The organism is Arthrobacter rhamnosi (assembly GCF_054510975.1).
Genome location: NZ_JBTNDN010000008.1, coordinates 17,617 through 42,640, shown reverse-complemented (window position 1 = coordinate 42,640; position 25,024 = coordinate 17,617). Strand labels below are relative to the sequence as shown.

At 67.2% G+C, this 25,024-nt stretch carries 26 protein-coding genes; 10 read left to right on the top strand and 16 right to left on the bottom strand.

Annotated elements, in window-relative coordinates:
• Positions 1–6: 6 nt before the first annotated feature.
• From ACX80J_RS15895 to ACX80J_RS15880, 4 genes are all read right to left on the bottom strand, one after another.
• Positions 7–936 (bottom strand): NmrA family NAD(P)-binding protein, encoded by a 930-nt coding sequence (locus ACX80J_RS15895; RefSeq protein WP_459348443.1) that lies wholly within the window; start codon positions 934–936, stop codon positions 7–9.
• Between the two features lie 42 nt (positions 937–978).
• On the bottom strand, positions 979–1,452 hold the full coding sequence (locus ACX80J_RS15890; protein WP_459348442.1) for a cupin domain-containing protein: 474 nt from the start codon (positions 1,450–1,452) through the stop codon (positions 979–981).
• Positions 1,453–1,565: 113 nt separating this feature from the next.
• Positions 1,566–2,144 carry a GNAT family N-acetyltransferase gene (locus tag ACX80J_RS15885; protein ID WP_459348441.1) on the bottom strand — a complete coding sequence of 193 codons (579 nt, stop codon included), beginning with the start codon at positions 2,142–2,144 and terminating at the stop codon, positions 1,566–1,568.
• A 130-nt stretch (positions 2,145–2,274) separates the two neighbouring features.
• Positions 2,275–3,402 carry a hypothetical protein gene (locus tag ACX80J_RS15880; protein ID WP_459348440.1) on the bottom strand — a complete coding sequence of 376 codons (1,128 nt, stop codon included), beginning with the start codon at positions 3,400–3,402 and terminating at the stop codon, positions 2,275–2,277.
• A 172-nt stretch (positions 3,403–3,574) separates the two neighbouring features.
• Between ACX80J_RS15880 and ACX80J_RS15875 the strand changes: the two genes are divergently transcribed.
• From ACX80J_RS15875 to ACX80J_RS15865, 3 genes are all read left to right on the top strand, one after another.
• Entirely contained in the window at positions 3,575–4,807 is a 1,233-nt protein-coding gene (locus ACX80J_RS15875; RefSeq protein ID WP_459348439.1) for an amidohydrolase, read from the top strand.
• Positions 4,804–6,213 (top strand): amidase, encoded by a 1,410-nt coding sequence (locus ACX80J_RS15870; RefSeq protein ID WP_459348438.1) that lies wholly within the window; start codon positions 4,804–4,806, stop codon positions 6,211–6,213. Before ACX80J_RS15875 ends, ACX80J_RS15870 begins: the two co-directional genes overlap by 4 nt.
• 129 nt (positions 6,214–6,342) lie before the next feature.
• The gene (locus tag ACX80J_RS15865) at positions 6,343–6,570 is read left to right on the top strand and encodes a hypothetical protein (protein WP_459348437.1); all 228 of its coding nucleotides are present in this window, start codon (positions 6,343–6,345) and stop codon (positions 6,568–6,570) included.
• A 22-nt stretch (positions 6,571–6,592) separates the two neighbouring features.
• Here ACX80J_RS15865 and ACX80J_RS15860 read toward each other — a convergent pair whose 3' ends face one another.
• The 3 genes from ACX80J_RS15860 to ACX80J_RS15850 form a co-directional block, all read right to left on the bottom strand.
• Entirely contained in the window at positions 6,593–7,384 is a 792-nt protein-coding gene (locus tag ACX80J_RS15860; RefSeq protein WP_459348436.1) for a DUF6994 family protein, read from the bottom strand.
• Positions 7,385–7,512: 128 nt separating this feature from the next.
• Positions 7,513–8,622, bottom strand: a complete 1,110-nt coding sequence (locus tag ACX80J_RS15855) for a hypothetical protein (RefSeq protein ID WP_459348435.1) — start codon at positions 8,620–8,622, stop codon at positions 7,513–7,515.
• A 44-nt stretch (positions 8,623–8,666) separates the two neighbouring features.
• The gene (locus ACX80J_RS15850) at positions 8,667–9,494 is read right to left on the bottom strand and encodes a nuclease-related domain-containing protein (protein WP_459348434.1); all 828 of its coding nucleotides are present in this window, start codon (positions 9,492–9,494) and stop codon (positions 8,667–8,669) included.
• Positions 9,495–9,735: 241 nt separating this feature from the next.
• On the opposite strand from ACX80J_RS15850, the gene ACX80J_RS15845 reads away from it, so the two are divergent.
• Complete coding sequence (locus ACX80J_RS15845) at positions 9,736–10,752, top strand: exonuclease domain-containing protein (RefSeq protein ID WP_459348433.1); 1,017 nt, start codon at positions 9,736–9,738, stop codon at positions 10,750–10,752.
• Positions 10,753–10,758: 6 nt separating this feature from the next.
• Here ACX80J_RS15845 and ACX80J_RS15840 read toward each other — a convergent pair whose 3' ends face one another.
• The 5 genes from ACX80J_RS15840 to ACX80J_RS15820 form a co-directional block, all read right to left on the bottom strand.
• The gene (locus tag ACX80J_RS15840) at positions 10,759–11,616 is read right to left on the bottom strand and encodes an ABC transporter permease (RefSeq protein ID WP_459348432.1); all 858 of its coding nucleotides are present in this window, start codon (positions 11,614–11,616) and stop codon (positions 10,759–10,761) included.
• Entirely contained in the window at positions 11,606–12,619 is a 1,014-nt protein-coding gene (locus ACX80J_RS15835) for an ABC transporter ATP-binding protein (protein ID WP_459348431.1), read from the bottom strand. The genes ACX80J_RS15840 and ACX80J_RS15835 overlap by 11 nt, the downstream gene beginning before the upstream one ends.
• Positions 12,616–13,830, bottom strand: a complete 1,215-nt coding sequence (locus tag ACX80J_RS15830; protein ID WP_459348430.1) for a LolA family protein — start codon at positions 13,828–13,830, stop codon at positions 12,616–12,618. The genes ACX80J_RS15835 and ACX80J_RS15830 overlap by 4 nt, the downstream gene beginning before the upstream one ends.
• Positions 13,831–13,999: 169 nt before the next feature.
• Complete coding sequence (locus ACX80J_RS15825; protein WP_459348429.1) at positions 14,000–15,349, bottom strand: ammonium transporter; 1,350 nt, start codon at positions 15,347–15,349, stop codon at positions 14,000–14,002.
• 118 nt (positions 15,350–15,467) lie between these two features.
• Positions 15,468–16,175, bottom strand: coding sequence for a TetR/AcrR family transcriptional regulator (locus tag ACX80J_RS15820; RefSeq protein ID WP_459348428.1), 708 nt, complete (start codon positions 16,173–16,175; stop codon positions 15,468–15,470).
• A gap of 203 nt (positions 16,176–16,378) precedes the next feature.
• Here ACX80J_RS15820 and glnT point away from each other — a divergent pair, with 203 nt between their 5' ends.
• Together glnT and ACX80J_RS15810 are read left to right on the top strand one after the other, a co-directional pair.
• Positions 16,379–17,740, top strand: a complete 1,362-nt coding sequence (gene glnT, locus ACX80J_RS15815) for a type III glutamate--ammonia ligase (RefSeq protein ID WP_459348427.1) — start codon at positions 16,379–16,381, stop codon at positions 17,738–17,740.
• A gap of 6 nt (positions 17,741–17,746) precedes the next feature.
• Positions 17,747–18,739 carry an alpha/beta fold hydrolase gene (locus ACX80J_RS15810; protein ID WP_459348426.1) on the top strand — a complete coding sequence of 331 codons (993 nt, stop codon included), beginning with the start codon at positions 17,747–17,749 and terminating at the stop codon, positions 18,737–18,739.
• A 123-nt stretch (positions 18,740–18,862) separates the two neighbouring features.
• On the opposite strand, the gene ACX80J_RS15805 is transcribed toward ACX80J_RS15810, so the two are convergent.
• A complete protein-coding gene (locus tag ACX80J_RS15805) occupies positions 18,863–19,123 on the bottom strand; it encodes a GlsB/YeaQ/YmgE family stress response membrane protein (RefSeq protein ID WP_459344980.1) in 261 nt (86 codons plus the stop codon).
• Positions 19,124–19,334: 211 nt separating this feature from the next.
• Here ACX80J_RS15805 and ACX80J_RS15800 point away from each other — a divergent pair, with 211 nt between their 5' ends.
• The 4 genes from ACX80J_RS15800 to ACX80J_RS15785 all read left to right on the top strand — a co-directional run bounded on the left by ACX80J_RS15800 (position 19,335) and on the right by ACX80J_RS15785 (position 21,698).
• The gene (locus ACX80J_RS15800; RefSeq protein WP_459348425.1) at positions 19,335–19,817 is read left to right on the top strand and encodes a PGPGW domain-containing protein; all 483 of its coding nucleotides are present in this window, start codon (positions 19,335–19,337) and stop codon (positions 19,815–19,817) included.
• Positions 19,818–19,946: 129 nt separating this feature from the next.
• Complete coding sequence (locus ACX80J_RS15795; RefSeq protein ID WP_459348424.1) at positions 19,947–20,315, top strand: DUF1622 domain-containing protein; 369 nt, start codon at positions 19,947–19,949, stop codon at positions 20,313–20,315.
• Positions 20,316–20,358: 43 nt separating this feature from the next.
• Positions 20,359–21,015, top strand: coding sequence for an ArsR/SmtB family transcription factor (locus ACX80J_RS15790; RefSeq protein WP_459348423.1), 657 nt, complete (start codon positions 20,359–20,361; stop codon positions 21,013–21,015).
• Positions 21,012–21,698 (top strand): SRPBCC family protein, encoded by a 687-nt coding sequence (locus ACX80J_RS15785; protein WP_459348422.1) that lies wholly within the window; start codon positions 21,012–21,014, stop codon positions 21,696–21,698. Before ACX80J_RS15790 ends, ACX80J_RS15785 begins: the two co-directional genes overlap by 4 nt.
• A 71-nt stretch (positions 21,699–21,769) precedes the next feature.
• On the opposite strand, the gene ACX80J_RS15780 is transcribed toward ACX80J_RS15785, so the two are convergent.
• From ACX80J_RS15780 to ACX80J_RS15770, 3 genes are all read right to left on the bottom strand, one after another.
• Positions 21,770–22,924: a ScyD/ScyE family protein gene (locus ACX80J_RS15780; protein ID WP_459348421.1), complete on the bottom strand. Its 1,155-nt coding sequence runs from the start codon at positions 22,922–22,924 to the stop codon at positions 21,770–21,772.
• Between the two features lie 201 nt (positions 22,925–23,125).
• The gene (locus tag ACX80J_RS15775; protein ID WP_459348420.1) at positions 23,126–24,352 is read right to left on the bottom strand and encodes a helix-turn-helix domain-containing protein; all 1,227 of its coding nucleotides are present in this window, start codon (positions 24,350–24,352) and stop codon (positions 23,126–23,128) included.
• A gap of 141 nt (positions 24,353–24,493) precedes the next feature.
• The gene (locus ACX80J_RS15770) at positions 24,494–24,943 is read right to left on the bottom strand and encodes a hypothetical protein (RefSeq protein ID WP_459348419.1); all 450 of its coding nucleotides are present in this window, start codon (positions 24,941–24,943) and stop codon (positions 24,494–24,496) included.
• Between the last annotated feature and the right edge of the window lie 81 nt (positions 24,944–25,024).

Sequence of the window (25,024 nt, the reverse complement as noted above, 5' to 3'; positions counted from 1 at the left end):
CGCTGTCTACGTGGACTCGACGGCCGTCGTTCGCAGGTGCGCCTGAATCACCTCACGCACCGAGGTCCAGTGGTGCGGACCATAGCGTCCGTTGTCGACGTGGTGGAGCTGGGCCTCGCCGCTGAACATGCTGACGAAGTACTGCATGCCCTGCCAGGCCGGGAACGTCGCGTTCTTGTCCTTCGACAGGGCCCGCCCGACCTTGCTCATGGTCGACAGGATCCCCGTGGTGCCGGCCCACTGTGTGCTGAAGGGTGTACCAGTGAGGCCGCTGAGGGTATGGGCGATGCTCCGGGCGGTGACGCGGTCCCCGGCGATCTCGACGACGCGCGGAGCCTCCGCATCGAGGGCCACGAGCGCGACGACGCGGGCGACGTCGTCCTTGGTGGTGAAGTCGAGGACCTGGTCGGGGGAGGACCAGAACAGGACGCGGCGCCGCCCGAAGAGGATCATCGGGGCTTGTCCCGTGAGCATGTCGGTGAAAGCGCCGTTCAGCACGGACGTCACGCGGAGGGGCGCGGCGTCGAGCGTGGCGGCGAACTCGCGCCGGAGCTCGAAATTGCGGTTGCTGCCGGGAGTCACCCGGCGATAGTCCGCCGAGTAATCCGACGGGATGAACCGCTTCACGCCCGCTTTCACGGCAGCCGCCAGGAGGGCCCGCTGGGCGTCGAGGATGACGGTACCCGTACCGCTGACAGCCGAGATGACGGCGTCCACGCCCGACAGTGCAGCAACGAGGGCGGGCTCGTCCGTGTAGGCGGCCTCGTGGATCTCCACCCGATCCTCCCCGGCATACATGGCTTGAGCCGTTCCGCTGCCGGGGCGGGTCAGGACCCGGACAAGGGTGTCCGGGTGCGCGCTATCGCCGAGCAGTTCGCGGACGATCCGGGACCCGAGGTCGCCGGTGGCGCCTGCGACGAGAACGGTGCTGGTCATGGTGGGCCCTTTTCTAGATGGTTGTCGGCGCGGTACGGCGCTTCAGGCGCTCTCTTCGCCCTTGTCGTCGACTTCCTCGACCCACGACGGCGGCTCGTCGCGGCCCTGCTCCTCGTCCTTCTCGGCGTCCTCCGGCGTCTCCTGCACAATGCCCTGTGCGTGGTGCGTAGGGGCGTAGATCGTGTAGAGACGCAGCGCTTCGTCTCCCGTGTTCTCGACGTCGTGCCAGGTGCCGGCGGGCACCTGGATGCTCCAGCCGTCCTCGACGTCCTGCTGGAAGGAGAGGTCGTCCTTCGACGGGCCCATCTTCACGCGGCCCTTCCCGGCATCGATGCGCAGGAACTGGTCGGTGCCGTGGTGCACCTCGAGGCCGATAGCGCCGCCGGGCTCGATCGACATGAGCGTGACCTGCAGGTGCTTGCCGGTCCAGGCGACGCGGCGATAGGCGGCGTTCTCCGTCGTCGCAGTCTCGATGTCGAAGGCGTTCGGGTTCGGTCCGTTGTCGGTGATGTCCATGAACGCATTCTGTCCCATCTTTGCCGGGGGCCGCCAAATCGGCCCTTCGGGTGCTTAGTCGGTTGCACGCTGCTTCGGATGAGGTACAGAGGAGAGGCGTCAGAAGGCCGGCGTCAGTCCAACCCCGGCTCCGGTCGGTGCCGGGGGTCGGTGCTGAGGATCGACATCATCACGGCGTCCACCCATTCGCCGTTCCAGTGCAGCGCGTCGCGCATCGTCCCCTCCTCCACGAAACCGATCTTCCGGTAGGACTGAATGGCCCGCTGGTTGAAGGCGTAGACCTCCAACCCGACCCGGTGCAGGCCGATCAGGTCGAAGGCATGAGCGATGACAACACGTCCGGCTTCGGTGCCGTAGCCGTTGCCGGTCGCGCCATCCCCGCTGAGAGCGATGCGGTAACCCATCGACGCATTCGCCTCATCGAGGTCGTTCAGGACCACCTCACCGAGGTACTGGCCCGTGTTGCGCCGCACAACGGCCCAGTCGGCGCGGTCCTCACTTTCCGGCACTTTCTCCAGCCACGCGCGGATTTGGTCCCTGGTGAATTGCGCATGCGTGCCCGTCAGGCGTTGTGACTCCGGGTCATTCACGTTCGACCACACACCGTCGAAGTGCTCCGGGCCCTGAGGCTCGAGTCGCAGGCGCGGAGTCTCGATCATCGGCAGACGGGTGAAGTCGTAGTCGGCGTTCATTCTTCCTCGGGTGTTGGTCGTCCGCGCCGGGGCATCTCCAAGCGGTGACCCCACCCTATCCACGGCGGCGCAACCCCTTGCGAGCAGCAGGCGCGGCACAGGCACCGGCCTGGTCCTGTGCCGGTGCGGGCTACCGCCCCACGAGCTCGAAGGGCGACGACGCCGCCCCGGTCCACCGGTACAGGTCCAGCACGGCGGTCTGCTTCGTGACGCCGTCCTCGACGACCCTGCCCTGGGTGGCGATGTAGAAGTAGCCGTTGCCGAGGGACTCGAGGCCGACGTCGGCGGTGAAGTTCCAGCCCCGGATGCCGGTGGGCTCGTGGGAGAGGCCTTGCTGGAGGAGGGGGAGGAGCAGGCCTTCCTCGCGCGTCGACTGGCCCTCGATCACGCCTCGCATGGGACGGGATGAACCGTCGATGGCGTAGAGCGAGTAGTTGGGGAACTGCTCCTTGACGCCCTTGTAGACGCCGAGGAGCCAGGTGTGGGTGAACGCGTCGTAGTTCAGGTTCTGTACGCCGTAGGTGGTGTTGCCGGTGTAGACGAAGTACTTTCCGTCGGTCGTGGCCGGGCCGCTGGTGTGCGGGGCGCCCTGCGTGAGCGGCTGCTCGTACTTCTTCCAGCGCGTGACGTCGTACTGCAGGAGCACCTGGTGGTCGTTGTCGTCGCGCTCGGTGTTCGAGTAGACCCCGTAGGCGACCGTGAGCAACTGCTTGCCGTTCTTCCGCCCGAACGCCGGGCCGAAGGTGACGCCGTCGATCCCGCTGCTGCCGTAGCGGTGGTCCGGGGTGTCGGCGATGTTGCCGTCGAACACGCCGTCGCCGTCCATGTCCGCGGTGAAGTCCTGCACCACTTCGTCGAGGTAGACAGCGGTGACGATGCCGTCCGTCTCGGCGTCCATGTCCATCCCGGTGATGCGGTCGACGTCGACGATGGCGATGTAGAAGGCCTGGGCCTCCTTGTACTCCAATGACCCGTAGACGCGGCCGTCCTTCTCGTTGAAGTCGAGGTCGCCGAGGTGTCCGGTGAAGCCGGTGACGGTGCCGAGCACGGTCCCGTCGAGATCCGTCTTCACGAGCATCGAGGTGAAGGAGTAGTAGACGAACTCGTTCGCGGTGTCGACGGCGATGCCCTGCACGTGCCCGGCGGGCCAGGCGCCGCCGTCGATCGTCTCGGGGAAGTCCTCGACGGCGGGCTTCGCGGCGCCCGTGACCAGGACGGCGGACACCAACAGGGTGATGGCGCGGGCAATTGCTTTCACGAAGGGCTCCTCGGTCGACAGCGATGGTCTGGTGTCCACGCTGCCGAGTGGGAGTCACGGGCGGGTGGCCCTCGCTGGACCCGGAGGTGAACAACCTGCGAAGGGTTCCCCTCGCGCTCCGACCGCCGCACCTGATGTACTCGGGATCAGGACTGCCTTCCGAAAGGACACCATGACCATCGATACCGCCGTCTTCGAGCTCTCCGATGCGCACACCACCGCTATGCACGAGCTCTACCGGCACCTGCACGCGCACCCTGAGCTGTCTATGCAGGAGACGCACACCGCCGCGTTCATCCTCGAGAAGCTGACCCACCTCGGACTCGAGACGTTCATGTGTGGCGGCACCGGCGTCGTCGGGATCCTGCGCAACGGCGACGGACCGGTGGTCGGCTACCGCGCCGACACGGACGGACTGCCCATCGAGGAAAGCACCGGGCTGGAGTACGCGAGCACGACGACGGGTACGCTCGCCGACGGGACGGCGGTGCCGGTCATGCACGGTTGCGGGCACGATACCCACATCACCGTAGGGCTGACCGCCGCGCAGCTGCTGACCGAGAACCGCGCCGCGTGGGCCGGCACGGTGGTGTTCATCTTCCAGCCGGGCGAGGAGATCGGCGAGGGCGCGGAGGCCATGGTCGAGGACGGGCTGTGGGACAAGGCTCCCGTGCCGTCGATCATCTACGGGCAGCACGTCTGGCCAGGGCTCGCCGGCACGGTGAACATCAGCAAGGGCACGGCCATGGCGATGGCCGACTCCTGGAAGGTCATGGTGCAGGGCAAGCAGGCGCACGGCTCGCAGCCGGAGCAGTCGATCGACCCGATCGTCCTCGGTGCCCACATGGTGGTGCGCATCCAGACGATCGTCTCCCGCGAGGTGCACCCGATGAAGTCGGCCGTCGTCACGATCGGCACGTTCCACGGCGGCCTGAAGGAGAACATCATCCCCGCGTCGGCGGAGTTCACACTCAACGTGCGGACGTTCGACGTCGACGTGCGCGAGCGCGTCCTCGGCTCACTTCGGCGCATCATCAGCGCGGAGGCGGCGGCGTCGGGCGCCCCGGAGCCGACCATCGAGGAGATCTCCAGTTTCCCCCAGTGCTACAACGATCCCTCCTCGACCGAGGACCTGATGGCTGTCCTCGGCGAGGTCCTGGGTGAGGACGCCGTCATCGAGGCTCCGCCCGTCATGGGGAGCGAGGACTTCGGTCTCCTGGCCGAGGCCATCGGTGTCCCGAGCGTCTACTGGTTCTTCGGCGGACACCCGCAGGAACTGCTCGACGGCGACGGCCCGGTTCCGGGCAACCACTCGCCGTTCTTCGCCCCGATGATCGAGCCGACACTGACCACCGGCGTCCGGGCAGCGATGACGGCGCTGCTGTCGAAGGTCGGAACGGCGTGAGGACTGAGCTCCACGAACTGTCCGCCGTCGACCTGACCGGCGCCATCCGCCGTCGGAAGGTGTCAGCGCGCGAAGCGCTCGACGCCCATTTCGACCGCATCGATGCCGTCAACGGTTCCATTAACGCCGTGATCACCCAGGACCGGGAGGGCGCTGCAGCGCTCGCGGAGGCGGCTGACGAGCTGACGATGTCGAGCGCGGACCTTCCGCCGCTGCACGGACTGCCGATGACACACAAGGACACCCACAACACCAAAGGGCTGCGCACCACGCAGGGATCGGTGGCGTTCAAGGACTTCGTGCCGACGTTCGACGACCTGATCATTGGCCGCCTCAAGAAGGCCGGCGTCGTGACGACGGGCAAGACCAACGTTCCGGAGTTCGCCGCCGGCGCGCACACCTTCAACGAACTGTTCGGCACGACGGTCAACCCCTATGACACCTCGCTGAGTGCCGGCGGCAGTAGTGGGGGAGTGGCGGCGTCGATCGCGGCCCGGATCCAGCCGTTGGGCGACGGCAGCGATATGGGCGGCTCGCTCCGCAACCCGGCGTCGTTCTGCAATATCGTCGGCTATCGGCCCTCCATCGGCGTCGTTCCGTCCCTACCGACCCGCAACGCCTGGGCGTGGCTGAACCGCAACGGGCTGATGGCGCGCGAGGTCGCCGACATCGCGCTGGGGATGGCGGCGATCGCGGGCGCCGACCCCGCTGTTCCCTACCCCTACCCCGTCTCCGGTTCGTTCACGGCCCCACTCGAGCGGGACCTCACCGGACTGCGGATGGGATGGTCGCCCGACTTCGGACTCGGCGTGCCGGTGGATCACGAGGTGCTGCGGGTCCTCGAGAGCCAACTGCAGGTCTTTGCCGACCTCGGTGCCATCGTCGAGGAAGCGGCGCCCGACCTGCGCGGCGCCGACCAGGTGTTCGGGACGACGCGTGCCTTCGATTTCGTGCTCGGCCTCGGGGAGCTCGTGAAGAAGCACGGCGATTCCATCAAGCCCGAGATCCGCTGGAACGTGGAGCAGGGACTGCAGCTGACGGTGCAGGACATGGTGGACGCGGCTGTCGCCCGGACGCGTCTCGACACTGGTGTGCGGCGCTACTTCGGAAAGTACGATGTCTTCGCCAGCCCGACCGCACAGGTGCTCCCCTTCGATGCGTCGCAGCGCTACCCGACGTCGGTCAACGGGGTGGAGTTCGAGACGTACCTGGACTGGATGCGGTCGGCCACTCTGATCTCGGCGACAGGTCTGCCCGCGGTGTCGGTGCCTGCAGGATTCAGTGACGATGGCCTGCCGGTGGGGCTGCAGCTGGTGATGCCGCACGGAAAGGACATCGAGCTGCTGCAGGTCGCGTATGCATTCGAGCAAGCGACGGGGTGGGCGAAGCGAGCACCGGAGCTGTAGTCGACCGTGAGGACTGAGGTAGATAACGCGACCGCCGTGTAGCCAGAGCAGCGGGATCGGCCAGCCGAATCGCCTGGTGTCCGACAGTGCTAGTGTCACTGGACACAGCACCAGCGTGAGGAGCACACCATGGCGGGCAGAAGGGACAAGGCCTCAGAATTTTTGAAGAATGGTGCTGGAAAAGCCAAGGCTGCCGGCGCCAAGGCGTACTCGATCGCCAACGATCCCGCGGCCCAGGCCAAAGCCAAGAAGGTGATCGAGGGTGGCAAAAAGGCCTATCAGGTTGCAACAAGCCCTGAAGCGAAACGGGTGTACCGCCAGGTCGCCAATGGGGTAAAGAAGATGCGGAAGAAGTAGGCCGGTCGTAACGCCCTCGATGTCACCGGCGGACCTCGATCTCGGGATGGTGCTCCGCGACCCATGCGGCCATTCGGTTGCTCCGTCGTTCGATGAACTCCAGCGTGGCATCCCGGTACGCCACGTATTCCTCGGTTGTCGTCGGTGTTCCTGACGCCTTGAAGTGGTCGAAGGGCAGGCAGAACCGAACTTCCTCGTAGCTAGGCGTCACAAGGTCCTGCAGGTGGAAGAAGTTTACGAACTCCGCGAACCCGTCGAAGAGCGCGAAAAAGTCTTCGTAAGCGTTGATGACATCGGCGAGCGGACTTCCTGGTTCTCCTGCGTAGTGGCGCCGGATGCATTCGAGGGCGAGGTCCATGCGGTCAGCGACCCGTAGCCTCAGCCCTCGTGCCGTGTTCATGGTGGGCCGGTCCTTCTTTCTGACGGGCCAGATCATCGCACTGCCGATGGTGTATGGAGGGTTGAGGTAGCGGGACCGCTGGTCCTCGTCCAGCGAGGCGATGGCGTTAGCGAGAGATCTCGGTTTTATCCACGTTGTGTAGGAGTTGGTGATGGCGTCGCTGCCGTACGCGTGCCTTCCTCCTAGGGAGTCCTCGAACAGGAGGTAGTTGTTACGTCGATCCCGGGGCGCGGTCGGCACTTTCGGCTGGAAAAGGACGCCAGAGCGGAGCTCCTTGGTCCACAGCAGTTCATGGTCCAGCCGCAGCTTCTGACTGTCCCTGTCTGCGTCGGGCCTGGTCCTCGCGGGATTGTCGGTCTTGTAATCGAATGAAGTGTCGAAGACCCGGACATCGCCGTCATTTGTTTCTGTCACGTTTTCGAACCCGTTCCATTGATGTGTCAGTAACTATCGTGTTTCCGCCGAAATTCGCGCAGCAGGTGAAGATCGTTAGCGGGAGTCGCCAGGGATAGGCGCGGATAACGATCCTGGTTCCGGTCGCACTATCCCGTCATCCTTACGATGGATGGATCAGCGGGATCCTTCACAGCAGGTATCCCGGCTGCCGCCGCCTGTGTGAGGCACCACTTCACGAGACTGCCCAGCGCAAGGCTCGCGAGATCGCGGTTCCCCTCGAGGCGTTGACCCACGAGAGAGCCGAACAGTCCGACGTGCAACCCACTCCTGCGCAACTGCTCGTCCTGGAGAGCAGCGAGGAAGGCGGCCCGCACATGCTCTGGACCTGCGGATGACGACGGGACGTGCTGCACGACATGCCGTCGAAGGTGCCCGTTGGTCAGTGACGTCTGTTGGGCTGGCGTGGCAGGTCGTGGTGTTACGACAGCCGCTCCCGCCAACGGTTGCGTAGCAGGCTCGGGTGGCTGTGCTTCCCGCGTTGCCGCGGGCCCCTGATCGATGAGTGCGGCAAGTTCGAGATGGAGCGCGGCCAGTTCCCGGTGTATGGCCGCGATCCTCGACTGCGGAGGCTGCGCGACTACAGCTGGCGGTGAAATCTTCTTCCGGACAGCACCCGATATAGAGCAACGAAAAAGGTCCGCCAATGCCTGGGCCAACAGCAGCTTGCCCGCGTCCGTGATGACCACGAGGGGTACCGGTGAATAGCGCCCATCCACGGTCCTGACGAGTTCTTCGAGCGTTCCGTGAACCTCGCCAAACCGCAGTCGTTCCTGTCGGGTTTCGGGTCCTATCCGCGGCGAGTACACCGTCTGGTACGGATTGATAGCGAGCGGGTCCACGGAAGGAAAATGCTGCTGTCGAATGTCTCGCCGGAGAACCTTGCGTACTGCATCGAGGTGGCGGGCGACCTGCTCCACGGGGTTCGGGACAACAGAACCATTAGCCAGCACCCACGGTTCACCGGCATCGGTCACCTGCAGCACGCGCGCTGGGAATTCCTTCCACTCGCTGAGGATGAAGGTCCCCTTGACGGAGTTGTAGAAGATCCAGTCCACCTCGGCGACCGGCAGTCCTGGCGCGTCGACACGGCAGTTGCTGAAGGCCCAGACGTGGTCGCCCAGTAGCTGATGCAGGCGGGTCACGTCGGCGGGATCCGCCGTGTGGGCGGCGCTGTTCTTCGACGGGAAATGGAGCACGGGTATCTTCCGGTACAGAGTGGCGCTGTGGGAAATAGGGCAGGTCAGAACGGGGGCAGGACGCCCGCGGCCGACGCGAAGAACGTCGCTGGCACCGCGAGGAGCCAGCCGAGCCGTCGTCGTCGTGCCTGTTCCACCAGCCGGTGCAGGGCTTCGAAAGGCCCGATGACGTCGGCCGGGTCACGCAGCACGGGCGCGGAGCGCCGCCAGGTCGAGGGCTGCGCCGCAGCCGCCGACAAGAGCGCGACCTGCTGCTCGGTGTAGATGACCGAACGCCGCGTGATCCACCGCAGGAGCTGGTCCTGGCGCAGAACCGCCACGGACCGGTGCTTCTCCTTCACGGTGACCTGGCGAGCACCGACGACGACGATCGCAGCTGACGCGGGAACATTCTGCCGGACAGCGGCGGAGAGCAGCTTCCCTGCCCGGGCGGCCTCGTGCTCGGAGTTCCGGACGTAGGGGTACCGCGTTCCGGCGACCAAAAAGGTGCCCTTCGCGGTCCAGACGTTCTGCCCGGGATGCCGCTTCGTGTTGATCGTGAGGACGCCTGTCGGACCGATGATCACGTGGTCGATGTCTGACGACTTCTCACCAACCGGAACGGCGTGCAGGACGGTCCACTCCGGTCCCAGCGAGGCGAGGGTGCGACCCACCGCACGCTCGCCGAGTGCTCCCCAGTACCAGGGGCGGCTGCCGGCACTCAGCGGGTGGGCACCGAAGAACCGTGCCAGGAGTCCGCGCGCGTCCTTCGTACCGTGGCCGTCGAGCAGCTCTTCCATGACGGACTGGCCGGGGACGCGCCGCTTGAGCAGCCCGAGCGTCTCGGGCTCGACGTACGCCTCGTCGCCGTCGAGCGGGACAGCCGCGCTCATGTTCCGCTTCCCGACGCCATACGAGTCCCCCCGGACCTGAAGCCCGGGCGAGCTGAGCCTCGCCCGGGTAGGTCGAATCTACCGGGCGATGCTCAGCGGCGCGCTGGTTCGTCCGCCCGGTTGGAGACAGGATTGCCGCAGGATTTACGCATTGCAGGAGAGGCCGGGAGAAGGCCCGCCTGGTGTGGGCCGATAGGCTGGGCAGGGCCGCGGACGAGTGGCGACAGCCTCAGGGGGAACAGTGCACGGTCTCAACTTCACCGCGATCGACTTCGAGACGGCCAACAGCAAGCGCGGCTCGGTCTGCGCGGTCGGTCTGGCGAAGGTACGGAACGGCGTCGTCGTCGATACCGCGTCGTGGCTGATTCGGCCACCGCACTCCGTCAGCGAGTTCGCCCCCATGAACATCTCCGTCCACGGCATCCGCCCGGGTGATGTCCGGACTGCTCCGGAATGGCCCGAAAGCCTGCAGCGCATCCGAGCCTTCGCCGGGGACGATCGGTTCGTCGCCCACAATGCAGCCTTCGACCGCTCGGTGCTGCGTGGTGCCTGCCTTGAGTCAGGGCTGGCGGTGCCGGACACTACATTTCACTGCTCCGTGAAGCTCGCGCAGCGTCTGCTCGACCTCGACTCGAACAGGCTGCCGCATGTCGCGAAAGCCCTGGGTTTGGGAGCCTTCCAGCACCACGACGCTGGAAGCGACGCCGAGATCTGCGCGGTCGCCGTCGTCGCCATCGCGCGCAAGCATGCACTCCACTCGCTGGACCTGCTCTGGCCGGCGACGAAGCCGACGTCGTCGACCGGTTCCCACCGCTACGCCAAAACCCCGACCCTCGCCGAGCTTCCTCAGGCCAATGGTCAGGCGGACCCGTCGAACCCCCTCTTCGGTCAGATCGTGGTGTTCACCGGGGACCTCACTACGATGACGCGCGAGGATGCGATGGGCCGGATCGCCGCCCTCGGGGCAACTCCCGCCAACAACGTCACGAAGAAGACCACGATGCTCGTCGTCGGGCAGGAGGATGCCAGCCTGCGCACGGTCTTCCTCACCTCGGGGAGCAACAAGGAGCGGAAGGCGCTCCAGTACATCGGTGCAGGTCAAGCCATCCGTGCCGTCAGCGAGTGCGAGCTGAGTGAGTGGCTCGGCCTGGCTCGGCCCGAGGACTCCGTCGAGGAGACACCGGCAGATGTTCTGGGAACGCTGGAGTCCGCAGTGACGGGGCTGCTCGCCTGGATCGGGCGCCGCAAGGTCACGTAGGCGGGCTCAGCTCAGGATGTCCTTGGTGCTGAATCGCCCGTAGGCCAGCGTCCCGAAGACGGCGATGTAGCCGAACTGCAGCAGCGCGTTGTCGGCGAACGAGTTCCACACGATCGGCTGCCGCAGCAGGTCCCCGAAGCCCAGCCAGTAGTTCGTGAACAGCCAGGGGTGCAGCCACTCCAACTGGGGGAGTGCGCCGAGGATCTGCGAGACGGCGGCCAGCGCGGCCGTCGCGGCCATGGCGCCGACCGGGATGGTCGTGAGCGTCGAGATGAACAGGCCGATGGCGCTGAGGCCCATCAGGGACACCGTCACGTAGAGCGCCAGGAGCAGCAGCCGCACGAAGTAGCCGGGGATGCCCACGGTGTCGCCGGACAGCAGCGTCACGGGCCCGATCGGGAACAGCAGCGCCCCGATGATGGCGCCGGTGACGACGACGGTCAGCGTCGCCACGAAGCAGAACAGCGCCGCCCCCGCGTACTTCACGAGGAGCAGCCGGATGCGCCCGGCCGGGGCCACCAGCAGGTATCGCAGCGTGCCGAGGTTCGCCTCGCCGGCGATCGTGTCGCCCGCGACGACGCCGATGGTCAGCGGCAGGAACAGGGGAATGGCGACGGTCAGGGCCGTCAGCGACACGAACAGCCCGTTCTGGGTGATGCTGTTGAGGAACGCCGGACCGCGGCCGCTCGCCGACTCGTCCGAGGACACCCGGACGACGACGGCGATGAGGATCGGGATGAGCGCCAGTGCGCCGATCATCGCCCAGGTGCGCAGCCTGCGGAACAGGACGCTGATCTCGGAGAGCACGAGCGTCAGTCCGAGGCCTCCCGTGCGGGGGCGGGTCTCGACGGATTCAGCCGGCAACGTCGAACCCCTCCCCGGTCAGGGCGACGAAGCGGTCCTCGAGGGAGGCGCCGCTGGCCTCGAACCCTCGCACCCGGACGTCCGCACGCACCAGGGCCGCGTTGACGGTCTCCGGCAGGAGGCCGGGGACGGAGAGCTCCGCGGTGAGGACGTCGTCGCGCCCGTGACGCTCGGGGGTGAGGCCGAGCCCCGTGAGGACGCGGTGGGCGTCGGCATGGTCGGGCGTCGTGATGCGGACGTGGGCGGTGCCCTCCGCGCGGAGCTCGTCGAGGGTGCCCTGCGCGACCAGGCGGCCGGCGCTCATGATGGCGATTCCGGTGCACATCTGCTCCACCTCGGCGAGTAGGTGGCTGGAGACGAAGACGGTGGTGCCGTCGTCGGACAGGGAACGGATGAGGTTGCGGACCTCGCGCGTGCCTTGGGGGTCGAGGCCGTTGGTGGGCTCGTCGAGGATCAGCAGGTCCCGCGGGGCGAGCAGCGCGTTGGCGATGCCGAGGCGCTGCTTCATGCCGAGCGAATAAGCGTGCGCACGCTTCCGCGCCGCGTGGCCGAGACCTACGCGCTCGAGGGCGGCGTCGACGCGCTTGTTCCGGGTGGCGGGGGAGGTGTGGCGGTCGGCGGCGTCGAACCGCTGGAGGTTCGCCCGCCCGGAGAGGAACGGGTAGATGGCGGGACCCTCGACGAGGGCACCCACCCGTGGCAGGACGGCCCGGGCATCCTTCGGCATGTCGCCGTCGAGCAGCCGGATGTCGCCGCTGGAGGCTGACGCGAGGCCGAGCAGCATCCGGATGGTGGTGGTCTTCCCCGACCCGTTGGGGCCGAGGAATCCGAAGACCGTGCCGCGGGGTACTGCGAGGTCGACGCCGTCCACCGCTTTCTGCCGACCGAAGACCTTGGTCAGTCCGTGCGTCTCGATCGCGAACTCTCCCGCGGGCGACTGCGGACCCGCGCTGACCCGCGGGCCCGCACTCGGCGTGCGGGTCGGGCGGGCAGTCGCGGTCACCGGCGGGACGCGGCGACGAGCTGGTCGGCGCTGACGGCTCCTGCGAGGATGCGTCCGTCGTCGGTGATCAGCACCGAGACGAGCGACGTCTGCAGGGCGCGGCCGCCGTCGACCTCGGCGAGTGCCTGCTCCAGCATGGCCTGGGCGCCGGCGACCTCCTCGGGATCCATGCCGGGCTTGACCTCCATGATGTCGCCCATGCCGGCCGCTTCACCGGTGCCGAGGTTCAGTCCGAGTCGCGCGGCGCTGCCGGCCGGCAGTTCCACGATGGTGCTCCAGCCCTCGCCGATCACCACGGGCTCCTCGGAGGGGGCGGGCTGGTCCTTGCCATCGACGCGCGCTTTCGCCTCGTCGACGTGGGCCTTCGCCTCGTCGGCGGTGGGTGCCTCCGTGACGGCGCCGCCCTCCGGCGGGGCGAACTCGAAGATGCCCGCATCGGGGGTGCTGAAGTCCACGGCGCTGAAGCCTGCCTCGAACGCAGCTTCCTCCTGGCCCCTGGCCTGCACGGTGACGCTGAGCGGGACGCCGGTCTCGGAATCGATACTCACCGCGATGGACCCGATCAGGGTCGCCGCATCCTCGGGGGTCAGCAGGAGTTCGTACGCACTGCGGCCCGCGACGCGGCTGGTGCCGTCGACGGTCACCTCGGTGCTGGGATCGATCCTCGCGAGGAAGGCCTGCGCGAGTTCCGCCGGCGTCCGCGGGATGTCCTGCAGCTCGGGGTGTTCGGCGATCTTCTCCTGCAGCTTCGCCTCGAGTTCGGCCTTCACGGCGTCCTTGTCGGGCAGGACGGCGTGGGCTGCTTCGTTGGCGCTGGAGTCGTAGTACCAGGCGTCGGTCTCATTGATGACGACGCTGCGCTGGGCCAGCTGGTCGAGCACCTGGACCTTGGCTTTGTCCGGCCCGTCGACGTAGACCTGGGCGGAGTGCTCACCGGTCAGGAGTTCGAGGACCATGGACGTCGGGTCCGAGCTGGGGGTACGGCCCGGGGGAGAGGCGAGGCTCAGGTCCGGCAGGCCGAGGTTGGAGGACTGCTCGACGGTGCCGGAGTAGGCGTCGTCGGCGCTGGTGGCCACGAACTCGAGCAGCTCCTGCGCGGTCCTGGCGGGGAGTTGCGGCTGGGCCTCGGCAACGGCCGAACCGCTCGCGGCAGCAGTGACGATGACCACCGGAACGATGCCGGCGGGGAGCCAGCGCCAGTTCTTGTTCATGATTGAGCCTTCCGAACGAATCTTCGCCCCATCTGACGTCAACGCTACACCTGCAAGCTGGGAGGGGTGAGGCGTGTATACCGGGTGAACGAGCGGGAGGGGCGGGGCGTGCCGGACACGCAGGAGGGCGGCGGCCACGTGTGGCCACCGCCCTCCTGGAACAGACCTGTCAACGCACCCGAGGTTCCTCGGCCGCCATCGGTTCAGCGTCCAGGTGGTGCAGCTGCTCCGCGTGGCCCCGTGGTGAGTGGGCCTTGTCCGAACCGTTCTCGTAGGCGTTCTCAGCGTGGAGCGTGATGTCCAGGCCCTTCGCCTCCACCGCCTCGGGGACCCGGATGCCCATCGTCTTGTCCAGTACCTTCGCGAGGAGCCACGTCACCGTGAACGTGTAGGCGAAGACCGAGAGGATCGCGGTGGCCTGCCGGAGCAGGAGGTCGAAGCCCCCTCCGTAGAGCAGGCCCTGCGCGCCGCTGGGCGCTTCGGGGGTGGCGATCAGGCCGATGAGGAGGCCGCCTGCGACACCGCCGATGAAATGCAGCGCCGTGACGTCGAGGGCGTCGTCGAAACCGAGCTTGTACTTGAGCGACACGGCGAAGTAGCAGACCACGGCTGCGGCACCACCGATGGCGAGGGCGCCGAGCGGTGTCACCGCTCCACACGACGGCGTGATGGCCACAAGGGCCGCGATGGCACCCGAGGACGCGCCGAGGGTGGTGGGGTGGCCGTCGCGCAGGCGCTCCACGAGGAGCCAGACACAGACGCCGGCGCAGGTGGCGGCGATCGTGTTGAACGATGCGACCGCCGCATTGTTGTCTGCCGCGCCGAGGCCACTGCCATCGAAGCCGATCCAGCCGGTGAAGAGCAGGCCGACGCCGAGCAGGGTGAAGGGAAGATTGTGTGCCTTAGGCTGCACGGGCCACGTGCGGCGCTTGCCGAGCACGAGTGCCAGCGCGAGTGCGGCCACTCCCGAGTTCACATGGATCGCGGTGCTGCCCGCGTAGTCGATGGCGCCGAGCGTGTTCGCGATCCACCCGCCCTGCACCGCCCCGTCGGCCGAATCGAAGGCGAAGACCCAGTGTGCCACCGGGAAGTAGACCAGCGTCGCCCAGGCGCCGGCGAAAACGAGCCAGGCGCCGAACTTCATGCGGTCGGCTGCCGCTCCGGCGACGATCCCCGCGGTGAGGCCAGCGAACATGAGATGCAGTGCGGCCAGGGCGAGCGGGGGGAGGGCGGCGTCGTCGGGTGCTGTCAGGAGCTGCCCGAGTCCCGCGTACTCGGTGGGATCTCCAAGTAGGCCGAGACCGCCGATCGAGTTGCCGAAGACGGCGGAGTAGCCGAACGCGACCCACAGGATGCCGACCACGCAGAAGGATCCGAGGACCATGAGCATCATGTTCATGGTGGTCCTGCGGCTGACCATGCCGCCGTAGAACAGGGCCAGGCCGGGAAGCATCAGGGCGACGGCGACGACGGCGGTCAGGACCCACGCCGTATTGCCCGCGATTGCTGCAGTGTCCATGCAAGTCTCCAGAACGGTGGGAGGGAGGCCTGCGCTCGCGGGCCGCAGCGTTTCGATACGCTATCTAAATGGTTGGCCCGGCCGTTTTCGATGCCATATCGAATCTGTTACGCGCTGGTTAACTCTCGGGCGCCACTTCGGGGATGAGGCGGGCGGCCTCCCTGCAGATGTCGGGAAGGGTGGCCGGCGAGGCCAGCATCGACCGCAGGGAGGTGTCGGCACTCAGGCCCGCGATACCTTCCATCGAGTAGGTCTCGGTGGCGCCGGGGAGGGGCTGGCGGTAGTGGCGCTGCAGCCCCTCGTTCAGGGCCAGGGCTGCGGTGGCGGCAGGGATGGGGTCGACGTCGCGCAGTCCGCCCTGCTCCACGCCCTGCCGGATGATCGATGCGGTCAGGGCATGGAGCTCCGCGTAGTCGTCGAAGAAGGCCCCGAAGTTCTGTGGCTGTGCTCGTGCCACCCGCTCGAATTCGTAGAAGTCGAGCGGCGAGGAGCAGAGCTGGATGGTATCGGCAGCGAGCACCGCGTAGAGGCGGGCGGAAGCGCTGCCGGCCGAGGGCTCCAGCCGCCGCGCGAGTTCCAGGGACCCCCGGTTCTCCTCGAGGAGCGCCTGCAGGATGTGCTCCTTGCGGGAGAACCAGTAGTACAGCGAGGACTGCCGGAGCCCCGAACTGCGGGCGATCTCGCTCATGGTCGTCTCGGCATAGCCCTTGGCGACGAACAGGGCGGTCGCCTCACGGATGATGTCGTTCCTTGGGGATGCGCCGGTGGCGCCGCTGAGCCGGGGCCTGCCGGCACCCGTGCTGCCGGTCGTGATTGTGCGACTCATAATTGTCTTTCCTCGTGGTGGTGGAAGCGCCAGCGTATCTCCGCAGACGCCGGGCATCGGGCGGAAGAAGGCCCGCCCTTCAGATATTTACGCCCCGGAAACAATATCGACACTTCATCGAAATTGGCTCCGGCAAAGCTTTTCAATAGCTTATCGAAAAGGGGCCGGAGCGGTCCCGGCGGAGATCGTAGAGGGAGATCGACATGAGTGTTGTAACCACAGGCGCAGCAGTGGAGACCGTCCAGCGCAAGCTTCAGGAGGCGGGCGTCAAGTATGCGATGGCGAGCTTCGTCGACATCCACGGCAACATCAAGACGAAGTTCGTGCCGCTCTCCCACCTGCCCCAGATGGCCGCAGGATCGGAGCTGTTCACCGGCGCTGCCCTCGACGGGATGCCGCAGGACATCAGCGACGAGGAGCTGTCCGCCCGTCCCGACCTGGACAGTGCGGTACAGCTTCCCTGGCGCAAGGACGTCGCCTTCTTCGCCAGCGACCTGTACACCGGAGGTGAGCCCTTCGAGGCCGCCTCGCGGAACATCCTCAAGCGTCAGCTCGAGGCCGCCCGCGCCATGGGATACACCTTCAACCTGGGCATCGAGACCGAGTTCTTCGTCCTGAAGGACACTCCGGCAGGGGTGACGGAAGCCAGCGACCGCGACAACCTGGACAAGCCCTGCTACACGGCGCCCGCGGCCCTCGACAACCTCGACTGGCTCACCGAACTGGTCGAGGCCATGACCACCATGGGCTGGGGCGTGTACTCCTTCGACCACGAGGACGCCAGGGGCCAGTTCGAGATCGACTTCAAGTACTCCGATGCGCTCACCATGGCCGACCGGGCCGTCTTCTTCCGCCTCATGGCCAACGAGATCGTCCGCAAGCACGGCTACTTCGCCACCTTCATGCCCAAGCCCTTCGCCGACAGGAGCGGGTCCGGGGCCCACTTCAACATGTCGCTGGCCGACGTGGAGACCGGGGAGAACCTCTTCGAATCGGACGATGACCCCCGCGGCTGCGGCATCTCCGAGCTCGGCTACCAGTTCATCGCCGGGGTGCTCAAGCACGCCCCCGCCATCTGCGCCGTTATCGCGCCCACAGTGAACAGCTACAAGCGACTGGTCCGCAAGGGCAGCATGTCGGGCTCGACCTGGGCGCCCGTGTTCGTCAGCTACGGCGACAACAACCGCACCAACATGATCCGCGTCCCGCTGGGCGGCGGCCGGGTGGAATGCCGGGCAGCGGACATCAGCTGCAACCCGTACCTCGGCGCAGCCATCATCCTGGCGGCGGGGCTGGAGGGCATCCGGGAGAACCTGGATCCGGGCGAGCCGCACACCGAGAACATGTACAACTACTCCGAGGCGGACATCCTGGCGAAGGGCCTCGGACTCCTGCCCCGCACCCTGGGCGAGGCCCTCGAGGAATTCGGGGCGGACGGGCTGTCGCGTGACGTGTTCGGCGAGGCGATGTACAACGCATACCTGGACTACAAGGGCCAGGAGTGGGACGAGTACCAGGCGCACGTCTCGGAATGGGAGACCAAGCGCTACCTCAGGTTCTTCTAGGCCGGCATGCACGCGTCCTTCGATCTCGGGAGGTTCAGGCTGCTCTCCGGCCTGGACCTACCCGAGGCCCGTCTCGCCTACACGACCCATGGCACCCTGAACGCCGAGGGTACCAATTGCATCATTCTGCCCTCGTACTACACCGGGACGCATGCCAGCTACGAGCCATGGATCGGCCCGGGCCGGGTGTTCGACCCGGAGCGGTGGTTTGTCGTTGCCGTCGACATGTTCGGCAACGGCGTGTCCACCTCCCCGTCGAGGGCCCATCCGGACATCGCCGGCGCCGCCTTCCCCGACGTCGACATCGCCGACAATGTCATCGCCCAGCAGCGACTCGTGGCGTCCCTCGGGGTCGCGCGGATCGCCCTGGTGGCGGGGTGGTCGATGGGCGCACTGCAGGCCTACGAATGGGCCGCGCGGTACCCGGACCTGGTGGACGCGATTCTTCCCATCGCCGGAGCGGCGCGGTGCTCACCGCACAACCGGGTGTTCCTCGAAGGCGTGAAGGCGGCCCTGCAGGCGGACCCCGCCTTCGCGGAGGGTTCCTACGCCACCCCGCCGGTCCGCGGGCTGCGCGCCTTCGGTACCGTCTATGCGGGCTGGGCCTATTCGCAGGAATTTTTCCGGGCGGGGACCTACCGCTCGCTCGGCTACGCGTCGATCGAGGACCTGCTGGAGGAGTGGGCCGCCGACCATGCAGCATGGGACGCGAACGACCTGCTGGCCATGCTCGGGACGTGGCAGCGGGCGGACATCGGCCGCGGACGGGGCGGATTCGAGGAGGCGCTCGCTGGTGTGTCCGCACGGTGCATCGTCATGCCCGGCAGCACCGACCTCTACTTCCCCCCGGCGGACAGCGCGCGTGAGGTGGAATGCCTGCCATCCGCCGACTTGCAGCCCATCGAATCGGACCTGGGGCATCTCGCTGGACGGCCGGGGATCCGGGAGGGCGAGACGGCACAGATCGCCGGCGCGGTGCGGGACCTCCTCGGCGCGTAGGACCGGGCCGGGCAGGCGCCGGGGTATGCGCCGGGGTGGGCGCCAGGAGCGACGACGTCGGGCAGGGGTCCGGACATGAGGAAGGGGCGGCCGAGGCCGCCCCCTCCGTGGTGCTGCTAAGTCCTAGCGCCGGACGTGGCGGCGGCCCGCGACACTCTCGGCGACACCGATCAGCAGTACTGCCACGATGACGGACACGATGAAACCGAAGATGTTCAGTTCCCACATGTTGCCGGTGCCGAAGAAGCTCGCGATGGCACCGCCGATGACCGAGCCGACGAGGCCCAGCAGCAGCGTGGCGAGCAGGCCGAGGTTCTGCTTGCCCGGCTTGATGAGTCGTGCGAGCGCGCCGATGATGAGGCCGGCGAGGATGAATCCGATCATGGTCAATCTCCTTCTCTGTGCCCGCGGTGCGCGGGAAGTCCCTGATGCTGCTGGTGGTCCCGCCACGTCGGTCCTGCCCGTGCCGTGCCCAGTGACGTGCAATGTCTGCTTCTGCCGTGATGCAACGCCCTGCCCGGAACCGGGCGGGTGTTGCCACCAGCACTGATCAGTTCAACGATAGAGGAATGCAAAGCCCACTGAGGAATTTTTGATGGCGAGGCCCCCTCGACAGCGCAGGACGCACGGTGCAGTATTCGCCGGGCGGACCACGCCCCACGGTGCCAGTCGCGTCATCGGACTCATTGTGGGATGGCTCCTGGTGGTCATCGGTCTCGCCGCCCTCGTCCTTCCCGGTCCCGGCCTGCTGGCCCTCGTGGCCGGGCTGGCGGTCCTGGCCCAGCAGTACGAGTGGGCGCGGCGCTGGCTGCAGCCCGTCAAGCGGAAGGCCTTCGCTGCGGCGGCGCAGGGAGTGAAGACGAAGCGCAACATCGTCCTCAGCTTCACAGGCGCCCTGATCCTCGTGCTGCTCGGTGTCCTGTGGGGCGTGCACCCTGCCGTACCCGGGTGGTGGCCGCTCGATGACCGCTGGTGGCTGCCCGGCGGCTGGAGTGTCGGATCGGGCCTCGTCGTCTCCGGGCTGCTGGCTGCTGCCTTCATCGTCTACAGCATCCGGCGGTTCCGGCCGCAGACCTGACACGGTGCGTGCCGCCGCGCGAGCACCCGGTGTGCAGGGGTAGCGTCGGCAGAGCACTGAAAGATCGCGGAGGAGCATCACGATGACGGACACCCGATCCACGCCGACGTATCCCTTCGGGGCGGCCGGGTGAACTTCCAGGAGGTCATGGAGGGCGTGGGCGAGGCGGTCGACGCCGCGGGTGTCGCCGCCATCGTCATCGGCGCCGTCATCGCCACCCTCCTGGCGGGAGGCGCGCTGCTCCGGCGCCGCACGGAGGACGGCGTCTACCACCGGTGCCGCCAGCGGCTGGGCCGCTCGATCCTCCTGGGCCTCGAACTGCTCGTCGCCGCCGACATCATCCGCACCGTGGCGGTGACGCCTACGTTCGAGTCGGTCGGAGTGCTGGCCCTGATCGTCCTCATCCGGACCTTCCTCAGCTGGTCTCTCGAGCTCGAGATCAGCGGTAGGTGGCCCTGGCAGAAGGGCGCCGCGAACCCCGCTGCGGACGGACAGTAAAAATAGTATTGACAAAAACATTTGTCGGCGAGACAGTGGACCCATGGACGACATCCGCGTCATCGAGGACCCTGCAGCCGCCGTCGCGTCCCTGGACCCGACCCGGTCGCGGCTACTCGACCTGCTCCGCGAGCCCGGCTCGGCGTCGTCGCTCGCGTCCCTGACCGACCTGCCCCGGCAGAAGGTCAACTACCACCTGCGCGCGCTCGAAGCCGTCGGCCTGGTCGAACTGGTCGAGGAGCGGCGGCGCGGCAACATGACCGAGCGAGTGCTGCAGGCGACTGCGGCGTCGTTCGTGATCTCACCGTCGGCCCTGGCCTCCGTGGCACCCGACCCGCGGCGGTTCACCGACCGGTTCTCCGCGTTCTGGCTGCTGGCGCTCGCAGCGCGCCTCGTCGAGGAGGTGGGCCGGCTCATCACCGGCGCCGCGACGGCGGGGAAGACCCTGCCGACCTTCGCGATCGACGGTGAGGTGACCTTCGCCTCCGCCGCCGACCGCGCGGCCTTCGCGGAGGAGCTCGGCACCGCCGTCGGGCAGCTCGCGGCCCGATACCACCGGCCAGGCGCGGGCGGACGGCGCCACCGGGTGGTCGTCGCGCTCCATCCGACACTGAAGGATGTGCGGGCGGACCGCCCGGCACCGATCGATACCCCAACTACCCGCCCGGCCACCGGGCCAGCCCTTGAGGAGAAGCAATGAAAGAGAACGGGTCCTTCGAGATCGTCGTGGACACCATCGTGGGCGGGGCGCCCGAACGGGTATGGGAGGCCGTCACCACGGGCACGCCCGCGTGGATGTTCCCCACCGATGACTGGCCCTCCTCCTTCCCGGTGGAGGAGAGGCCGCACCACCTCGTCAACCGCATGGACGGAGAGGACGGCTGGTTCAACCAGCTCGAGCACGTCCTCGAACCGCTGGGCGACGAGCGGACCAGGCTCCACTACGTGCACAGCGGCATCTTCGTGGACGACTGGGACCAGCAGTACGACGGCGCCTCGCTGCACACGCACTTCTATCTCCACACCCTCGACCAGTACCTTCGCTACTTCGACGGCATGCCCGTCACGTTCACGGACATCCAGGCCCCCGCCTCCTCCGCCGCACCCGACGGCTTCACCCGCCTCATCAGCGCGCTGGAGCTCGACGGCGCGGTGCAGGGGGAGCGCGTCACGGTGATCGGACCCGACGGCGCACCGCTCGACGCCGAGCTCGACTACCTGACGGAGCACTTCCTCGGCCTGCGCACCGGCGACACCCTGTACCGGTTCTTCGGCCGGAATGCGTGGGGGGCCACGGTCGGCATGACGGTGCACGACTTCTCCGGCACCGGCCGCGACCAGGCCGAGCCGTGGAGCCGGTACTTCAAGAGCATCTACGCCTGAGCGCATCTTCGGTTCGGTCAGGCGTGACGACGCCGTGCCCCTACTCGGGACACGGCGTCGTCGTTGTGCGACTACTGCCTGCTGTAGTCCAGGTGTGAGCGGACCAGCATGCCGTTCGGCGGTTCCGTTTCGCTCGGTAGTGCGTTCGTCGTGGCGTACAGGTACTTGCCGTCGATCTCGACGTCGGCAGGGAGGACAGCCTCCAGGAGGGGGACCGCCTTGGAAGTCCCCGCGGCGATGACAGAGATCCTGCCGGCGAAGAGCTCGGCGACGAAGATGTTGCCCCGCCGGTCGAGCGCCAGCCCGGTCGGTGTCGTGAGGCCGGACGCGATGACCTCGATGCTGCCGGTGGCCGGGTCGAGCCGGCGTACCGACCCGAGCGTGGGATCCTCGGGGGCTCCCGGCAGCGACGTCAGGTAGAGCATGCCGTCCGGGCCGAGTTCGATGTCCGTGGGGACGGGTTCGCTGTTGAAGGTGGACCCGATGACGCAGTCGGGCAGCTCGAACCCCTGTTCAGCGGCAGAGGCGAAGAGCTCCGGAGTGATCAGCGTCGGCACAGGTTCGAGGACGGTCGCGCTGACGGTGTTGCTCCGCGTGTCGATGGTGAACACAGCGTTGGCGCCGGCGTCGGCTACGTACACGTAGCGGCCGGAGTTCGACACCGCCGTTGCATAGGGGTGCGAGTAGGTCTCGCCCCCGTGGGGCAGCACGATGGGCGCGAGCTCCGGCGCGATCTGTCCTGCGCATGCGGGGTCGAGGTTTTGGAAGCCATAGGCGTTGGCGGCATCGTAGTTGTTGGCGGTCTCGAGCGCGGCGAGATCGGCGATCACGCGGACGGCACCTTTCTCGAGAACGCTGACGTTGGCGATCAGCGGGCCCTCACCCTCGGGCCCACCGCCGGCACTTTCGGTGAAATACACCTCGCCGTGGTGGGTGGACACGGCACCGATCTCGATGCCGGGGCGGTTGATGAGCGTGGCCACTGCGCCGTTGCGGGCCACACTGGTGAGCTGTCCGCCGAAGTTCTGCGAGACGTAGGCCGTATTACCCCGGCCCACGGCGACGCGAAGCGGGCCGACAAGGCCGGTCGCCAGTGTGTCCGGCTCACCGCCGGTGACTGTCCAGCTGTGATGCGAGGAGCCGGGCGTCGCGGTTGCGGCGCCGGCTGGTGAGATGAGGGCGACCGCGAGTGCGGCCACCACGATGGGCGTGCTTGTACCCTTCATGAAGTTCGTCCTTGGGTGCGAGGGATCGTCGAGACTCTCTGACCGGCCCCAGCACCGAGCAGCGGCAAGGCCGCTGGACTACGCGCACGGCCCTGTCCCCCAGGAGTCCCCGTGCTGCTGAAATGCTAGGACTGCCCCGGGCGACTGTCTACGGTGTGCCGAAAAAAGACCTTGTCTGACACCGGTCAGTCAGGAGGGCGCTCAGTCGGACAGCGACTGCACCTGGTCCATCAGCTCGCGGGCCTTCTCGTCCGCTCCGGCCTCGGAGTAGAGACGGGCCGCTTCGGACAGGTGGTGCGCGGCCTTCTCGTGGTGCTCCCTTGCCGCGTAGTACTGCCCGAGGCACGCCTCGAGATCTACCGTGAACTCGAACTCGAGGAGGGTGCGCTGGTCGGCGACCTCTCCTAGGAGTTTGCCCGCCGTATCCAGATCCTCCGTGAGGATGGCGAAGTAAGCCTTGGCGATGGTCAGTTCGAGGTGCTGGCTGGGCGTACCGATAAGGTCCAGACCCTGTTCCGCCTTACGCAGCGATTCTCGGACGGAATCGTCGACGATGCCCGCATGCAGCTTGAAGGTGGCACTCGCTTTGTGGAACTCTGCCCAGGCGGTCAGGTCCGTCTGGGGAAGCAGGAGCCTGGCGGCGAGTGCGTGCTGCTCACGTCCGACGTCGACCTCACCGCGGCGGAAGGCGACGTTCCCGACCGCCCAAGCCCCCCGTGCTACCAGGAGTGACGGCACGGATGGAGCGCCTTCACAGATGCTGAGGGTTTGGGCCACCTCCCACGCCTCCTCGAGGTCGCCCTTCACGGACAGCGCGGCGATGAGGATGAACGCGGCTTGGAGGCGGGCCGGCGACGGCTCGGCGAGGTGCGTTACCGACTCGACGGATTGCCGGGCGAGATCGAGAGCCTCGAGCAGGCGCCCCCTACTCCGTGCGATCGTGGACAGTCGGCCCTGGACGACGGAGCGCAGTTCGGGTGTCGCGATCAGCAGCGACGAGTTCTCCATCCGCAGCAGGACGGACTCCGCGTCCTCCAACCGGCGCAGTGCGATCAGCGACTGCGCCTGCAGGAGGGACATGTCCCACCACGCCGCGGCATTGCGCTGCTCGAACGCGATGCTCGCAGCGTATTCGGCCTCGGACGCCGCGAGGGCGTCGTCGTGCATGTCCCGCGCATAGTTCGCCGCGAACATCGCGGTTGCCAGCGCGGGGGGATCTTCGGCGCCCGGTGGCTCGACCCACCAGTTGAGCGTCTGCGCGTCCATCCCGAGGCGCGCCGCGAAATGCCGCACCATCTCGGGAGTCGGTTGGCGCTGTCCGCGCTCGAGGAGGGAGATGTAGTGGGTGGAATACACCCCTGCTCCCAGTTCCTCCTGGGTCAGTCCCTTGGCGATGCGCGCCTGGCGCAGCATGTCCCCGAATTGCATGTACTTGTGCCCCCAGATACGTGGTCACAGCGATCCGCACTCCACGCAGGATTCGATTCGTGACTTCCCTTGTCTAACAGATGCTTCGGACAATCCGGAAAACGCAGGAAAAACGCTGGGAAGGAGCAGCAGTGGCGGCGCTCAGGCCTCGGGTGGCAGGGCCTCGTGGTGCTCCTTGCCCTTGGTGCGGCGGTCTTCCTTCATCTCCGCTTCGAAGAGGTGGCGCTTGCCCTCGACCAGGGCATCGCGGGCTCCCTTCTCGAAGGCCTTGAACTCGGAGTAGTAGTGGTCGTCGTAGTCCTCCATGATCTGGAACGTCCACCGCCCCTCGATCACGTTGCGGCCGATGATCTCACTCGCGAGTTTGTCGGCGATGTCCGTGTGGCCCGCTTTGCGGAACAGTTCTTCGGCTTCGGAGAGGTTGAGATCCGCCGTGCCGGTGAGTCGGTGGAACCCGTAGAGGAGTCCGCGAGCATGTTCCACGACCTCGAGTGCTTCGGACAGTTTTCCGAGTGCTTCGACCGTGATGTCGGAAACACCCTCGGGGCGCTGGTGGGTTGCATCGGGACCGGGAGTATCGGGGGTAGCCATACTTCGTACCGTACCCGGATGGTTGGCCCCTCACACAGGTCATTCGGAATCACTCGAATGCCCAGCCGCAGCGTCGCGTTG